The 14,686-nt window shown below is 66.2% G+C and carries 11 protein-coding genes; 4 read left to right on the top strand and 7 right to left on the bottom strand.

The window, feature by feature from the left end:
• The 4 genes from GZ67_RS0115975 to GZ67_RS0115960 all read right to left on the bottom strand — a co-directional run.
• The coding region (locus tag GZ67_RS0115975) for a metallophosphoesterase (protein ID WP_051662586.1) at positions 1-1,932 on the bottom strand (1,932 nt) is incomplete at its 3' end.
• A 41-nt stretch (positions 1,933-1,973) separates the two neighbouring features.
• Positions 1,974-3,866 carry a purple acid phosphatase family protein gene (locus tag GZ67_RS0115970; protein WP_136025722.1) on the bottom strand — a complete coding sequence of 631 codons (1,893 nt, stop codon included), beginning with the start codon at positions 3,864-3,866 and terminating at the stop codon, positions 1,974-1,976.
• 252 nt (positions 3,867-4,118) lie between these two features.
• Complete coding sequence (locus GZ67_RS0115965; RefSeq protein WP_036303652.1) at positions 4,119-5,039, bottom strand: sugar kinase; 921 nt, start codon at positions 5,037-5,039, stop codon at positions 4,119-4,121.
• Positions 5,036-6,244 carry an MFS transporter gene (locus GZ67_RS0115960; RefSeq protein ID WP_029262704.1) on the bottom strand — a complete coding sequence of 403 codons (1,209 nt, stop codon included), beginning with the start codon at positions 6,242-6,244 and terminating at the stop codon, positions 5,036-5,038. The genes GZ67_RS0115965 and GZ67_RS0115960 overlap by 4 nt, the downstream gene beginning before the upstream one ends.
• Positions 6,245-6,634: 390 nt before the next feature.
• On the opposite strand from GZ67_RS0115960, the gene nrdH reads away from it, so the two are divergent.
• From nrdH to nrdF, 4 genes are read left to right on the top strand one after another with little or no spacing between them, the layout of a single operon-like run.
• A complete protein-coding gene (nrdH, locus tag GZ67_RS0115955; protein ID WP_028503264.1) occupies positions 6,635-6,868 on the top strand; it encodes a glutaredoxin-like protein NrdH in 234 nt (77 codons plus the stop codon).
• A 6-nt stretch (positions 6,869-6,874) separates the two neighbouring features.
• Positions 6,875-7,309 (top strand): class Ib ribonucleoside-diphosphate reductase assembly flavoprotein NrdI, encoded by a 435-nt coding sequence (gene nrdI / locus GZ67_RS0115950; protein WP_029262703.1) that lies wholly within the window; start codon positions 6,875-6,877, stop codon positions 7,307-7,309.
• Positions 7,306-9,450 carry a class 1b ribonucleoside-diphosphate reductase subunit alpha gene (nrdE, locus tag GZ67_RS0115945; protein WP_036303651.1) on the top strand — a complete coding sequence of 715 codons (2,145 nt, stop codon included), beginning with the start codon at positions 7,306-7,308 and terminating at the stop codon, positions 9,448-9,450. Before nrdI ends, nrdE begins: the two co-directional genes overlap by 4 nt.
• A 47-nt stretch (positions 9,451-9,497) precedes the next feature.
• On the top strand, positions 9,498-10,475 hold the full coding sequence (gene nrdF / locus GZ67_RS0115940; RefSeq protein ID WP_017828866.1) for a class 1b ribonucleoside-diphosphate reductase subunit beta: 978 nt from the start codon (positions 9,498-9,500) through the stop codon (positions 10,473-10,475).
• A gap of 123 nt (positions 10,476-10,598) precedes the next feature.
• On the opposite strand, the gene GZ67_RS0115935 is transcribed toward nrdF, so the two are convergent.
• The 3 genes from GZ67_RS0115935 to GZ67_RS0115925 are packed head-to-tail and all read right to left on the bottom strand — an operon-like array spanning position 10,599 to position 14,681.
• The gene (locus GZ67_RS0115935) at positions 10,599-11,705 is read right to left on the bottom strand and encodes an AI-2E family transporter (protein ID WP_051662583.1); all 1,107 of its coding nucleotides are present in this window, start codon (positions 11,703-11,705) and stop codon (positions 10,599-10,601) included.
• Positions 11,698-13,089: a threonine/serine ThrE exporter family protein gene (locus tag GZ67_RS0115930; protein ID WP_029262700.1), complete on the bottom strand. Its 1,392-nt coding sequence runs from the start codon at positions 13,087-13,089 to the stop codon at positions 11,698-11,700. Before GZ67_RS0115930 ends, GZ67_RS0115935 begins: the two co-directional genes overlap by 8 nt.
• Entirely contained in the window at positions 13,086-14,681 is a 1,596-nt protein-coding gene (locus GZ67_RS0115925) for a helix-turn-helix transcriptional regulator (RefSeq protein WP_029262699.1), read from the bottom strand. Before GZ67_RS0115925 ends, GZ67_RS0115930 begins: the two co-directional genes overlap by 4 nt.
• Between the last annotated feature and the right edge of the window lie 5 nt (positions 14,682-14,686).

The raw sequence follows: 14,686 nt of genomic DNA, 5'->3' as shown, positions 1-14,686 counted from the left end.
GACGGTGCCGGTGGTGGGGTCGGCGGCGACGTAGTAGGCGTCTGCGGTGCCGTTGATGACTCCGAGGGAGGCTCCGGTGTCGGCGTCGAGGACTTCGATGCCGCGGGAGGGGACGGCGACGTAGACGTGTCCGAGTTTCGGGTCGACGTCGATCGAGCGGTTGGACTCGATGGTGGGGAAGGGTCCTCGGACGACTTGTCCGAAGGTGTCGGGGGCGATGGATACGACGAGCCAGTTGCGGTTCTGCTGTCCGACGTAGAGGAGGTTCTTCTCGTCGTCGATGCCGATGTCGCGGATGTTCTCCGGCAGTGTCATCTCGCCGAGGACCTTGTCGGTGTCGGGGTCGATCTCGAAGATCTTCCGGCTGTTCTGGTCGCCCAGGTACAGCACGTCGCGCGACTCGGAGTAGGCCATACCCGCGGGCAGGCTCGCCTTCGAACGATCCACTGACGCCAGGTTGCCCGTGACCTCGTAGTCGACTTCGCCGGTCGGCACGTCGGGCGTGACCTCACCGGGGTCCGGGTTGCCGCCGCAGCCGAGGCACGGCTGCACGGGTCCGGTCGGGATCTCCTGCGGGTCCACGCCGTCGGTGACGAGCTTGCCCTTCTCGTCCTTCGTGATGGTCACACCGTCGAAGAACTCGCCGTCGGCCGTGCGCGACTCATAGCGCAGCTTGCCCTCGGTGACGTCGACGAGCTGGTAGAACTGCTTGCCGCCGTCGAGTCGACGCAGGTGGGCGCCGTTTTCCTTCCACAGGCGAGGGCCGTACTCGTACAGCTTCACGCTCGCACTCGAGCCGACGTACACCGGTCCGGTCGAGCTCTTCTTCGGGTCGGCGCCCGCCGGAAGGTTCTGCTCCGCGGCGAGGGTGTTGCCGCGTCCGTAGGCGTGGTCGTGGCCCTGGAGCACCAGGTCGACGTTGTACTTCTCCAGCAGCGCGCCCCAGACCGTGCGGATGCCCAGGTTGTTGCGGCCCTCGTCGAGCGAGTACACGGGGTGGTGGAACAGCACCACGGTCCACTCGTTCGGGTTCTCGGCGAGAACGCCTTCGAGCCATTCGCCCTGGACCCGCAGGCCCTCCTCGGACGAGATGTTGCTGTTGAGCGAGATGAAGCGCACCCCCTCGCGGTCGGTGTAGTACACCGTGCCGGCGAGCTCGTCGTAGATGTCGCCTTCGCCGCTCGGACCGTTCTCCGGGAACGGCAGCTGTGCGCGCCAGGTGCGGGACAGGCCCCCGTCATACTCGTGGTTGCCGGGCGTCGTGATGAGGTTCTGGGTTCCCAGCGAGTACGAGAAGGCGTCGAACAGTTCACCCCACTGCTCGTCCGAGTTCGCGTCGTTGACGAGGTCGCCGATCTGCACCACCGCATCCGCGTTCGGTCGGTCGCGGAAGGCGTTGCGCAGGACGCGCGAACCGTCGCTGAGGATGCCGTTCTGGATGTCGCCGAGGAAGATGAACGAGGTCGTCTTGTCGGTGGCGCTGGCGGTGGCGAAGTCCTGCCATTCGGAGAAGTTCGTCCCGTCGCCGACGCGGTACATGTACTCGGCACCGGGTTGCAGGCCCGTGATGGTGGCGGTGTGCATGTTCTGGGCGTAGCCGAGGTCGGTGGTGACCTCGGTGTGCGCGGCTTCCGCCTCGAGAACGCCGCCCGGATAGGGGGCGGGCGTCATGGTGCGGTACTGCACCAGTCCGCGATCGGTGGTCGCCGAGGTGCGCCAGGTCACGCTCTGCTGCGTGGTCGTATCTGCGGCGGGGGTGAGGACGATCCGGTCGGGAATCGCAGACGGCTCCCAGCGGGACGGGGCGTCCTCGGCGGCCTGCGCGCGGGGCGCAGGAGCGGCGAGGACGCCGCCCGACAGGAGCACGGCTCCTGCGAGGGCGCAGGCGACGAACCGCCACGGAGTGCGGCGCCGCGTGAAGGGGGTGGTCATCGAGATCAATGCCTTTCGGGAAGAAGAGAGGAAGGGGCCGGTCACGCGGCGGAGCGGGAACGGGCGCGGAGGATCACGACGGCACCGGCCGCGGTGATGAGGATGCCGAACAGGGCGAGGCCGCCGCCCGCCCACCCGGTCGCGGCGAGGGAGCCGCCGCCATCCGTGGGCTGAGTGACGATGATCGCGATGCGTCCGGTGGCGTCGGAGCCGAGGCCGGTCACGACGATCTCGTGCTCGCCGGGGGCGGTGTCGGCGGGGATGCGGACGGTCGCCGCCAGTGCGCCGTTCGCGTCGCTCGAGGCGACGGACAGCTGCACGGGTGTCGAGTGCAGCTCGATCGAGGCGCGTTCGCCGGGCTCGAGGCCCTTCGCCTGCAGCTGGATCTCGTCGCCGGGAGCCACCTGCGCAGTGGAGAGGGTGATCGAGACGCCATCCGGATCCACGGGGTCGACGGGATCAACGGGGTCGACGGGGTCGACGGGATCGACCGGGTCGACGGGGTCGACCGGGTCGATGGCGCCCGGCAGGCCGTCACGCGTCGAGCCGGGGCCGGCCGCCCACGCCGTGTCGTCGCTCACGAGCTTGCTGCCGTCCTTCGCCATCTCGATCGTGAAGGAGTCGAACAGGGCGCCGTCGACGGTGCGTGCCTCGACGTGGAACTCGTCGTCGGTGACGTCGACCGTCTGGAACAGCTGCACGTCGCGTCCGACGACGCGGAGGTTCGCGTCGTTGGCGGTCCAGTTGTTGGCGTCCTCCGGGTCCGGGATGTACATCTTCGGTCCCGCGACGGAGACGAGGTACACGGGTCCGGTGTGGCTCTTCTTCGGGTCGGCTCCCGCGGGCAGGTTCTTCTCGTTGGCGATCAGGTTGCCGCGACCGTAGGCGTGGTCGTGGCCCTGGACGACGAGGTCGACGCCGTACTGCTCGAACAGCGGCATCCACGCCTCGCGCAGCACCGCGTTGTCGCGTCCTGACGTCACCGAGAAGACCGGGTGGTGGAAGGCCACGACGGTCCAGGTGTTCGGGTTCTCGGCGAGCTGAGCCTCGAGCCATTCGGTCTGCGCCGACAGGCTCGCGGGGTCGAACGCCTGGGTGCTGTTGAGGGTGATGAAGCGCACGCCCTGGTAGTCGACCGAGTACACGGTCTCGCCGAGATCGGCGCCCTCCGGGCCGTTGGCCGGGTACTCGAACTGCGCGTCCCAGTGCTTCGAGAGCTCCGGTCCCGGGTAGTACTCGTGGTTGCCAGTGGCGGCGATCACGTTGAGGTACTGGTTCGAGAAGGCGGCGGCCTCGTGCCACTCTCCCCACTCGGCATCCGAGGTCTCGGTGTCGATCAGGTCGCCGGCATGCACGACCGTGCGCGCGTACGGGCGGGCCTCGAACGCGGCGCGGAGGGCGCGCGAGGTGAACGCCTTGTTGTCGTTCTGCGCGTCTCCCTGCACGAGGAAGCTGAAGTTGCCTGGCTTGTCATCCGCCGTGGTGAACTCGAGCCACTCGCTCCAGGTCGTGCCGTCGCCGACGCGGTAGAGGTACGTCGTCGCGGCCTTCAGCTGGTCGACGGTGGCCGAGTGGTGGACGATCTCGTACCCGAAGTTCGATTCGAATCCGGTGGTGGTGGCGGTGATCGTGCGCGCGGCGGCCACGTCGACGGGCGTCGCGGTGAGAGGGGCGAGCTGCATCTGCGGCGACGTGACGTCCGAGGACGTGCGCCAGCTGACACTCTGGCTCGTCTCGGGAGTCGCGGTCGGTGTGAGGATCACGCGATCCGGCACGGCCGACGGGACGAACACCGTCGCGGGGGCGACGGCAGGCGGGTTGAGGCCTCCCGCGGCGACGGCGACGCCGCCTCCGAGGAACGTGAGGCCGACAGCGGCGGCGAGGCCGCCCGCGGTGAACGCGGCACTGCGCCGCAGGGTCAGGGATCGTGGCAAGCGCGCCATCGCAGGCAGCACCTTTCGTCGGGATTCGAGAGGGGTGATGGCGCGCTGCAACAGGGTGGAGGAGGCGCCATTCGCGAAGCTACTAGCGCGAGGCGCAGCGAAGCGGCGGTTCCTGCCACCCGTCATCCGTCGTTCATCGAAAGGCGACGAGCGTTCACCGAGCAGTCGCTTGACGCCGCTCGGCGATCTCTGAACGGGCGTTCAGTGAAAGGGGAGAGTCTTCCCCGGAAGCGATCCCGAGTGTCAGTCGAGCGGCGGCAATGCCGGCAGGTCCGCCGCGATCAGCAGCACTCTCTCGGCGGCGGCGTGGCCCGCGGAGAGGCGTGCGGCGAGGTCGGCGCCGTCGAGGGTCGCCGCCAGGAAGCCGGAGGCGAAAGCATCGCCCGCGCCGACCGGCTCGACCACGTCGACCACCGGAGCGGGGACGAACACCGGCTCGGCATCGCCGTCGTATGCGGTCGCGCCGATGTCGCCGTCCTTGACGACGAGCAGTGCGCAGTTCGGCAGGAAGGCCCTGATCTCCGCCGCCGTCGCGGTTCCCCAGATGCGTTCGGCCTCGTCGCGTCCGACGAAGGTGATGTCGGCGGCGTCGGCCAGGCGGGCGAGGGTCTCCGCCGCGTCCTCTCGACTCCACAGGGGGCGGCGGTCGTTCACGTCGAAGGACACTAGCGCACCGGCTGTGCGCGCATCGGCGAAGAGCCGGTCCACCATCTCGCGGCAGGATGCGGAGAGCGCGGGCGTGATCCCGGTGGTGTGCACGATGCGCACGCCGTCGAGCCGCTCCGGCGTGAGGAACCCCGCCTGCATGCGAGAGGCCGCGGAGCCTCGGCGGTAGTAGTAGACGGAGGAGGACTCGACGCCCGGATCCTTGAACATCACGCCGGTCGGGGTGGTGCCGTCGCGCTCGACCCACAGCTCCACGCCGCGACGCTCGAGCTCCGACGCGATGCGGTCGCCGAGCGGATCGGCGCCGAGGCGGGATGCCCAGGCCACGCGGTGCCCGGTCGCGGCGACCCCGGCCGACACGTTCGACTCCGCCCCGGCGATGCCGATCGTCGCGTGACCGGCTGTCGCGAGTGCGGCATCGGTCGGTGTGATCAGCGCCATGGTCTCGCCGACGCAGACGATCTCGGGTGCGGAGACGGGGGAGGAGGTGGAGCTCATGAGGGGGTGACCGCCAGGGGTTCGGTGTCGGGATACGGGCTCGCGTCGCGATGACGCAGGTCGGGGAAGGAACGGACGAAGACGATGGAGACGAGCAGGCCGACCGCGGCGAAGATCGTGGCGGCCAGGTAGGCGCCGCGCCAGTCGCTCGCATCGACGAGGAACCCGGCGACGGCGGATCCGGCTGCCGCGCCGATCAGCTGCCCGGTGCCCGCCCATCCGAAGGCTTCAGCGGTCTCGCTGAACTTCACGCTGGCCGAGGTGATGGCGAAGAGCACGGCGAGGGCGGGAGCGATGCCGATGCCGGCGAGGATCAGGGTGCCGCCCAGCCAGAACACGTTGAGCATGACCATCGTGAGGCCCAGGCCGATCGTGACGATCAGCAGGCGGCGCGCCATGGCCCACGGCCCGATCGGGATGTGGCCGAACGCCAGGCCGCCCGCCAGGCTCCCCGCCGAGAACACGGCGAGCACGAGTCCGGCCGCGAGACTGCCGTGCTCGAAGGTCGCGACGACGCCCACCTCGACCGCGGAGCAGGCGCCGATCAGCAGGAAGCCGATGACGGTCGCCAGCAGCACGGGAGGTTTGAGGACGACCTTGCCCAGCGCATTGCGGCTGCGCGGGATGCGCACCCGACCGACCTCGGGGGAGAGGATGAACCAGGCGCCGCCGCCGACGAGGATGATCGCCACCAGCAGCAGGCCCTCCGCCGTCCCGATCTGGGTGGAGACCAGGGTGATGACGACCGGCGCCAGCACCCAGATGATCTCCTGCAGCGAGGCGTCGAGGGAGAACAGCGGCGTGAGGTTCGAGGAGTTCACGAGCTTCGGGTAGATCGTGCGCACGGCGGCCTGCACGGGCGGGGTGGAGAGCCCCGCGACCATCCCGAGCAGCATGTAGCCCGGCACGTCGAGCGGCAGCAGGGCGAGTCCGAGCACGGTGACGACGCAGACCGAGAGGGTGAGGGTGATCACCCGTCGCATGCCCCAGACGCCCATCCATCGACTCGTGATCGGGCCGGCGACGGCCTGCCCGACGCTGGTCGCGGCGAGGACGAGGCCGGCGGAGCCGTACGACCCGGTCTGCTGCTCGACGTGCAGCAGGATCGCGAGGGACATCATGCCGTTGGGGAAGCGCGCGGTCAGCTGAGCCGCGATCATGCGCGCCACTCCGGGCGTGCGAAGAAGGTCCCGATATCCCGCCACCAGACAACGGTACCGGGCCTCGAGTGTGGTCGTGGAAGAGGCCGTGCGGCGACACGCCCGCGACACGCCGAAAGTCCGATTCCACAGGAAACGAAATGTCTGAGGGGCGGCGTAGCGTGCCCCCTGTGGATGGATCGTTCACAGGGGCTTCCCAGCCGCGATTTCTCGCGGTTCGGGAGCCTCGCGAAGGGGCCTCAGCCTGTGGAAGAAACGGTGGAGAACCTGTGTTGTATCTGTAGAGAACGGTGGATAACTACACGGATGTAACTACTACCCCTTGTGGTCGCCCCCAATGTCGGTCCCCATATGTAGTATTGAAGTCCCGGCAGGGGGTCTACCGGGAAACAGCCTGATGAGAAGCAGGCCAGAGATTTGAGGGGTTACGAAAAGATGTCGATCACGGTCTACACAAAGCCTTCCTGCGTTCAGTGCAACGCCACCTACCGCGCCCTCGATGCCAAGGGCATCGAGTACGAGATCCTCGACCTTTCCGAGGACCCGACGGCGCTCGAGCAGGTCAAGGCGCTCGGCTACCTGCAGGCACCCGTCGTCGTCACCGACGAGGGTCACTGGTCGGGCTTCCGTCCCGACAAGATCGACGAGCTCGCCTCCCGTCTGGCGTGACGCCCCATGAGCGCCGTCGCGACCGCAGCGCCGCTCCTGATCTACTTCTCGAGCGTGTCGGGTAACACTGCGCGCTTCATCGAGAAACTCGGACTCCCGTCCCGACGCATCCCCCTCCACCGGCACGAAGAAGATCTCGTCATCGACGAGCCATTCGTGCTGGTCACCCCCACCTATGGCGGGGGCGCGGGGCGCGGCGTCGAGAAGGGCGCCGTCCCCAAACAGGTGATCCGGTTTCTCAACGACGAGCGCAACCGGCGCCACATCCGCGGAGTGATCTCCGCGGGCAACACCAACTTCGGCGATGCATTCTGCCTCGCCGGTGACATCATCAGCCGCAAGTGCCACGTGCCGCACTTGTATCGGCTCGAGATCTTCGGCACACAAGACGATGTGGATCGCGTGAGCGACGGATTGGAACGACGGTGGCAGCTTCAGTGACCGAGACAGTGGCATTCAAGGCGAACCCTGCATACGAGGGTCTCGACTATCACGCCCTCAACGCGATGCTCAACCTGTACGACGCGGACGGGAAGATCCAGTTCGACGCCGACAAGCGCGCGGCGCGGGAGTACTTCCTGCAGCACGTGAACCAGAACACGGTGTTCTTCCACTCGCTCAAGGAGCGTCTGGACTACCTCGTGGAGAAGGAGTACTACGAGGGCGCCGTCATCGAGAAGTACTCGATGGAGTTCATCCAGAAGCTCAACGATCTCGCCTACGGCAAGAAGTTCCGCTTCGAGACGTTCCTCGGCGCGTTCAAGTACTACACGAGCTACACGCTCAAGACCTTCGACGGCAAGCGCTACCTCGAGCGCTTCGAGGACCGTGTCGTCATGACCGCGCTCGGCCTCGCCGACGGTGACGAGAAGCTCGCGGTCGCCCTCGTCGAGGAGATCATCTCCGGTCGCTTCCAGCCCGCCACCCCGACCTTCCTCAATGCCGGCAAGGCACAGCGCGGCGAGCTCGTCAGCTGCTTCCTGCTGCGCATCGAAGACAACATGGAGTCGATCGCCCGCGGCATCAACTCCGCGCTGCAGCTCTCCAAGCGCGGCGGCGGCGTGGCGCTCCTGCTCTCGAACATCCGCGAGTCGGGTGCGCCGATCAAGCAGATCGAGAACCAGTCCTCGGGCATCATCCCCGTGATGAAGCTCCTCGAAGACAGCTTCAGCTACGCCAACCAGCTCGGTGCCCGTCAGGGTGCGGGTGCGGTGTACCTCAACGCGCACCACCCCGACATCATGCGCTTCCTCGACACCAAGCGTGAGAACGCCGACGAGAAGATCCGCATCAAGACTCTCTCGCTGGGTGTCGTGGTTCCCGACATCACGTTCGAGCTCGCCAAGAACGACGAGGACATGTACTTGTTCTCGCCGTACGACGTCGAGAAGGTCTACGGCGTGCCGTTCGGCGACATCTCGGTCACCGAGAAGTACCGCGAGATGGTCGACGACCCGCGCATCAAGAAGACCAAGATCAACGCGCGCGAGTTCTTCCAGACCGTCGCCGAGATCCAGTTCGAGTCCGGCTACCCGTACGTCATGTTCGAAGACACGGTGAACAAGGCCAACCCGATCAAGGGTCGGATCAACATGTCCAACCTCTGCAGCGAGATCCTGCAGGTGAACACGCCGACCACGTACAACGACGACCTGTCGTACGACAACATCGGCAAGGACATCTCCTGCAACCTCGGCTCGATGAACATCGCGCTGTCGATGGATGCCGATGACCTCGGTCAGACGGTCGAGACCGCCATCCGCGCCCTCACCGCGGTCAGCGACCAGAGCCACATCGGCTCGGTGCGCTCGATCGAGGACGGCAACGACCGCTCTCACGCGATCGGCCTCGGCCAGATGAACCTGCACGGATACCTCGCCCGCGAGCACGTGTACTACGGCTCCGAAGAGGGCATCGACTTCACGAACATCTACTTCTACACGGTGCTGTTCCACGCGCTGCGTGCGTCGAACAACCTCGCCATCGAGCGCGGCACGACGTTCGACGGGTTCGAGGACTCGACCTACGCGTCGGGTGCATTCTTCGACAAGTACATCGACCAGGCGTGGGTCCCCGCGACCGAGAAGGTCAAGGAGCTCTTCGCCGGCAAGCACATCCCGACGCAGGACGATTGGGCCGAGCTGAAGGCATCGATCCAGAAGCACGGCATCTACAACCAGAACCTGCAGGCCGTCCCGCCGACCGGCTCGATCTCGTACATCAACAACTCCACGTCGTCGATCCACCCGATCGCGTCGAAGATCGAGATCCGCAAGGAAGGCAAGCTCGGTCGCGTCTACTACCCGGCGGCGTTCATGACGAACGACAACCTGGAGTACTACCAGGACGCATACGAGATCGGCTACGAGAAGGTCATCGACACGTACGCCGCTGCCACGCAGCACGTCGACCAGGGCCTGTCGCTGACGCTGTTCTTCAAGGACACCGCCACCACGCGTGACATCAACAAGGCGCAGATCTACGCATGGCGCAAGGGCATCAAGACGATCTACTACATCCGCCTGCGTCAGCTCGCGCTCGAGGGCACCGACATGGCCGAGTGCGTCTCGTGCATGCTCTGACCCGTTGACCCGCTGCTGACAGCTGAACCCGAGAAACGACGAAGAAAATGACTCCTGAAAGACTCAAGCTGGTCTCCAGCGTGCAGGCGATCAACTGGAACCGCATCCAGGACGACAAGGACCTCGAGGTCTGGAACCGTCTGGTGAACAACTTCTGGCTGCCGGAGAAGGTGCCGCTGTCGAACGACGTGCAGTCGTGGAACACGCTCACCCCCGACGAGCAGCTGCTCACCATGCGGGTGTTCACCGGTCTCACCCTGCTCGACACGATCCAGGGCACCGTGGGTGCGGTGTCGCTGATCCCCGACGCGATCACGCCTCACGAAGAGGCCGTGTACACGAACATCGCGTTCATGGAGTCGGTGCACGCGAAGAGCTACTCCTCGATCTTCTCGACGCTCGCGTCGACGAAGGAGATCGACGAGGCGTTCCGCTGGTCCACCGAGAATCCGAACCTTCAGAAGAAGGCTCAGATCATCATGGACTACTACCAGGGAGACGACCCGCTCAAGCGCAAGGTGGCCTCCACCCTGCTGGAGTCGTTCCTCTTCTACTCGGGGTTCTACCTGCCGATCTACTGGTCGTCGAAGGCGAAGCTGACGAACACGGCCGACCTCATCCGCCTCATCATCCGTGACGAGGCCGTGCACGGGTACTACATCGGATACAAGTTCCAGAAGGGGCTCGAGAACGAGACCCAGGAGCGTCGCGATGAGCTCAAGGACTACACGTTCTCGCTCATGTACGAGCTCTACGACAACGAGGTGCAGTACACGCAGGACCTCTACGACGGCGTCGGTCTGACCGAAGACGTCAAGAAGTTCCTGCACTACAACGCCAACAAGGCCCTCATGAACCTGGGCTACGAGGCGATGTTCCCCTCCAGCGTCACGAACGTGAACCCGGCGATCCTGTCGGCGCTCTCGCCGAACGCCGACGAGAACCACGACTTCTTCTCGGGGTCGGGCTCGTCGTACGTCATCGGCAAGGCCGAGGCCACGGAAGACGACGACTGGGACTTCTGAGAAACGCTGGTCAGCGTAGGATTCGCTGACGCCCACGAAGCCCCCGCCCGGCGGTCCTATCGACCACCGTGCGGGGGCTTTCTCGTTCGAGGTCGCCAGCTGCGCCGTTCATCATGGGCGTGGCTACGGGAATACTGTCCTCGAATCCTGTCTCGGTATGAGGACCTGCTTCACGATGAGGAGGATCGAGGCGGTCACCGGAATCGCGATCAGAGCGCCCAGGAGCCCGAGCAGGGTGCCGCCCACGAGCGCCCCGATGACCACGAGTGCCCCGGGCACGGCGATCGCCCGATTCATCACCTTCGGCGTCAGGACGTAGGCCTCGAGCTGCATGTAGATGAGGTACGCCACGGCGAAGATCAGCGCCGGAAGCCATCCGGAGAAGAGTGCGAGCGCGGTCGCGACAGCCCAGTAGAGCACGGATCCCACCAGCGGGATGAGGGTTATGACGAATGCGACGACCGCCATCAGCAGCGCGAAGGGAAGGTTCAGGACGAGGTGCAGGACGAGCGCGACAACACTGTTGAAGAACGCCAACACGACCATTCCCATGAGGTAGCTGCCCACGGAATCCGTGATCTGACTTGTCATCGAGTCGACGCCGGACCGGTTGTACGCGGGGAAGAGACGGTTGAATCCCGCCTTGATCGCCGGCAGGGAGGCCAGAAAATACAAGCTCAGCACGAGCACGATGACCACGCCGGAGGCCGTCGAGACGATCGACACTCCGACCTGCAGCACCCCCTGGCCTATCGCCGCGATGTGGGAGGGCTGCGTGAGAAAAGCCGTGACGTCGTGCACGAGGGTGGTCGCTTCGCTCCCCAACGCATCGTGGAGCCAGCCGTAGAAGCTTGATGCTTCGAAACTCTTGATCAGCTTCGGTCCGTCGGCGATCACCTGAGCGACTTGGCGCACCGCGGTCGGAACGATCAAGATCAGAGCGCCCACCACCGCCGCAGCGAAAGTCGCGTACACGATCACGATTCCCCACGCGCGCCGTACCCCGCGGGTCTCGAGCTTGCGCACCACGGGGTCGAGTCCGAGGGCGGCGAAAAGGGCGAATGACACATAGATCAGCACCGTGGAGAGGTGCGTGAACGCCACACCCGTGCCGAAAGCGAGAAGTCCGCCCAACGTCAAGATGTACCCCGACGAGAAGGGACGATTGAGCGATGTCAGGGTCTCGCGAAGCCGGCGCGGATTCTCGTCGACGGCAGGATGGTCAGTCATGGTGCATTCGCTCTCCGTCGCTCGGCTTCGTCGGTCCGTTTGCGCCACCCCGTCCGCGCGCTTGCCTCCACCCTCGAGACATCGCCGCGACGTCACGGCTCAGCCCTGCTCCCAGCAGCATCCCGATCGCGATGGCAGTGAGGGAGCCGAAGGTCCGCATGATGGTGTCGGTGGCGCCGGAGGCGCCCGATGCCGCCTCGCTGAGACCGATGAACCCCATCGCGCCGGGTACCAGGAGCCAGTACGCACAGGTGAGCATGACCGCGGTCGAGGGGGATGCGGAGAGGCGGCCGGCGAGCATGACGGCGGGGATGACGATCAGAGCGCCGATGAGCCCCGACAATTCGGCTCCGACCAGCATGTCGCCCAGCAGCTGTCCCGAATAGGCGACGACGAGCGCATAGAGGATCCACACGAGTGATCGTCGCGGCGCTGCGGAGTACAGGTAGTAGCCGAGTGCGACCAGGACGATCCCCGCCCAGGGCGCCCATGCGCCGAGCTGCATCGGTGCGGTGGTAGGAGCCGGAGGCTCCCCGGCGATGGAGATGCCCGCGTACACGCCGAAGGTGAGAAGGCCGAGCCGTGCGATGCCGGAGACCAAGCGGCTCGCCCCCGCCATCATCTGCCCGGAGGTGAGCTCGACGGCGGCGATCGTGAGCGTGAGCCCGGGGAGGAAAGAGACCAGCGACGGCGCCACGAGCCGGAGCACATCGTCGTGCACGAAGGGGCGAACGAGCAGCGATATGAGGAGTGTCACGGAGAAGGCGGTGAGCACCGGCAGGATGAGGGACAGCGTGGCGACGCGATTGCCGATCAGAACGATCGACCCCACGACCACGCCGAGCAGCACATAGACCGGAAGAGCGGTCACGGTGGGATTGAGCACCAGGCCGAACCCGACCGTGAGCAGGGTGTACCCGAAGACGGTGAGCACCGGTCCGAACCGTGCGGATTCCGATCGGATCTCGCCGAGTCGAGCGACGACGTCTTGCGGTGGCGTCGTACTCCTCGAGGCCTCACGCACGAGTCGCTCGACGGCGTCGACCTGGTCGAGGCGCAGCGGAACACTACCCACGGCGAAGAGGGAAGTGGCGGATGACGAGTTGCGCGGATCCTCGACCATCACGATCGTCGGGAGGACGAACACGCGGAGATCTGCGCGGTCGTATTGCTGCGCAAGACGGTTGAGTGTCTCCTCCACATCATTCGTCGCCTGCGACGAAGCCAGTAGCGAGGCGCCGAGCATACCGAGCATCGCGATCACGTCGGCACCGGGCTCGGCATCATTCCCGATCACAGCACGCGGGCGCAGGGCCTGGAGAGCGCCCCGTGCCCGCCCGATGATCCCTGGACTCTGATTCGTCTCGCGGTCGAGCGGTGTCATGATCGGGGCGAGACTTCGGAGGCGAGCAGATGCAGTCGGGATGCGATGCTGACGGCGTCGTCGCGCGTCGAACACCCGAGCTTGCGGTAAAGCGATCTCAGCTGCGACTTGATCGTGTTCGGTGAGACGAGCAACGACGCGGCGAGAGCGGCGGTCGTGGCATGCAGCGGAAGAGCTTGGAGAACGCGGAGTTCACTCGCGGTGAGGGTGGGCGGACGTGGGCGGTCGGCGGCGGCCAGCCCCCCGGTCGCGGCCGCGAAGGAGGTTGCTTCCTCCGGGGAGAGGCGTTCCTGCACCCGGGTTATCAGCTGGAGGGGAATCTGCGAGACGAGTCGCCGCCGCCCCGGCCTCGAAGCGATTCGCGCGACCTGCGCAGCCGTCTCCGAGGCGACCGCATCGGTGAGTGCGCACTCCAACCACGCAGACAGGAGGATCGACTCCGCGCGTGCACCCGGCCCCAACGATCGGGCGGTGGACATCTGACGCAGTCCCGAAGCGGCGACATCCAGGCGTGACTCGAGAAGTGCGTGGCGGATGATCGCCATGCGCGTGAGCGGTCCCGATCGAGCGGTCTCCTCGGCGATCCGTCTGGCGGCGGTCGTGTCTCCGGTAGACCAGAGTGCGTCGATCGACACGGAGTTGATGACGTCGGTCGCGAACGAGCCGTGCTGATCCGGATGCGCGTCGCGTGCGAGAGCAACGGCCTCGATCGCATCGTCGGGATGCTGCAACACGAGCAGTCGCCGTGACCGCGCGAGCAGCGCGAACGGCCAGGTCAGCTCGATGCTGTCATAGGTTTCGAGCTGGCTGAGGAGTTCGTCGGTGTCCGGGTCCATGCTGTCGACGGCGAGCAGAGCGCGTGCGCATCGTTCCGTCATAGCCGTCGCCGTCAGATGGGCGCGTGTGGGTTCAGGCAACGTGGCGAGCTCTCTCAGCGAGCTCTCGGCATCGTCGATCGAGCCGCGAACGGCGTGGGTGAGTGCCGAGCGCCCGAGCGCCATCCGTTCCGCATCGGTCTGCTGCGACAATCTCCCGAGGTCCCGGGCGGTGGCGAATTCCAGCAGCGCGGCCGCGGATTCTCCGGCCGCGAGCAGGGTCGATCCGATCTGCTGGTGATAGAACCAGAGCGGTCCGTCCGGGCGCTCGCGGGATTCGACGCGGACTTGCAGGATGCGGTCTTGCAGGCGACGAGCGTAGATCATCGCGGCCGCCACGTCTCCGCTCAACCGGAAGGCCACCATCTGCACGAGCGTGAAGATGTCGAGTTCGTCCGCGCTCATGTTCCGCGCGTCGTCGGGATAGATGAGGGGTTTGAACGGGCGGTTCGTCCGCGCCAGCACGGGCGTCATGCGGTGCACGATGCGCAGCACCGGGTACCGCTCCAGGAGAGGCGTCGGAAGTGACTCGACGGCGGACACGAGCTCATCGGCGTGCACGCTGTACAACGGCCAGATGTTCATCATGGCCGCGTGAGCCACCGCTTCGCTGCTCTTCGAGAGCACGGCGCTCCGCAGCGCCTCGATCGCCCGCGTGCTGTCCGTCAGGTTCATCGTCTCAGCGCGCGCCGAGGCGCTGCGCGCGTTCTGTGGCATCGGAG

The sequence above is a fragment of the Microbacterium sp. Cr-K20 genome, from assembly GCF_000708325.1.
Taxonomy (GTDB): domain Bacteria; phylum Actinomycetota; class Actinomycetes; order Actinomycetales; family Microbacteriaceae; genus Microbacterium.
The sequence above is the reverse complement of the archived record's forward strand: the minus strand, read 5'-3'. Positions and strand labels throughout refer to the sequence as shown.

Coding starts and splice junctions, on each gene's coding strand:
- GZ67_RS0115935 (WP_051662583.1), bottom strand. CDS start 11,705: ATGACTGACCATCCTGCCGTCGACGAGAATCCGCGCCGGCTTCGCGAG.
- nrdF (WP_017828866.1), top strand. CDS start 9,498: ATGACTCCTGAAAGACTCAAGCTGGTCTCCAGCGTGCAGGCGATCAAC.
- GZ67_RS0115925 (WP_029262699.1), bottom strand. CDS start 14,681: ATGCCACAGAACGCGCGCAGCGCCTCGGCGCGCGCTGAGACGATGAAC.
- nrdH (WP_028503264.1), top strand. CDS start 6,635: ATGTCGATCACGGTCTACACAAAGCCTTCCTGCGTTCAGTGCAACGCC.
- nrdI (WP_029262703.1), top strand. CDS start 6,875: ATGAGCGCCGTCGCGACCGCAGCGCCGCTCCTGATCTACTTCTCGAGC.
- GZ67_RS0115965 (WP_036303652.1), bottom strand. CDS start 5,039: ATGAGCTCCACCTCCTCCCCCGTCTCCGCACCCGAGATCGTCTGCGTC.
- GZ67_RS0115930 (WP_029262700.1), bottom strand. CDS start 13,089: ATGACACCGCTCGACCGCGAGACGAATCAGAGTCCAGGGATCATCGGG.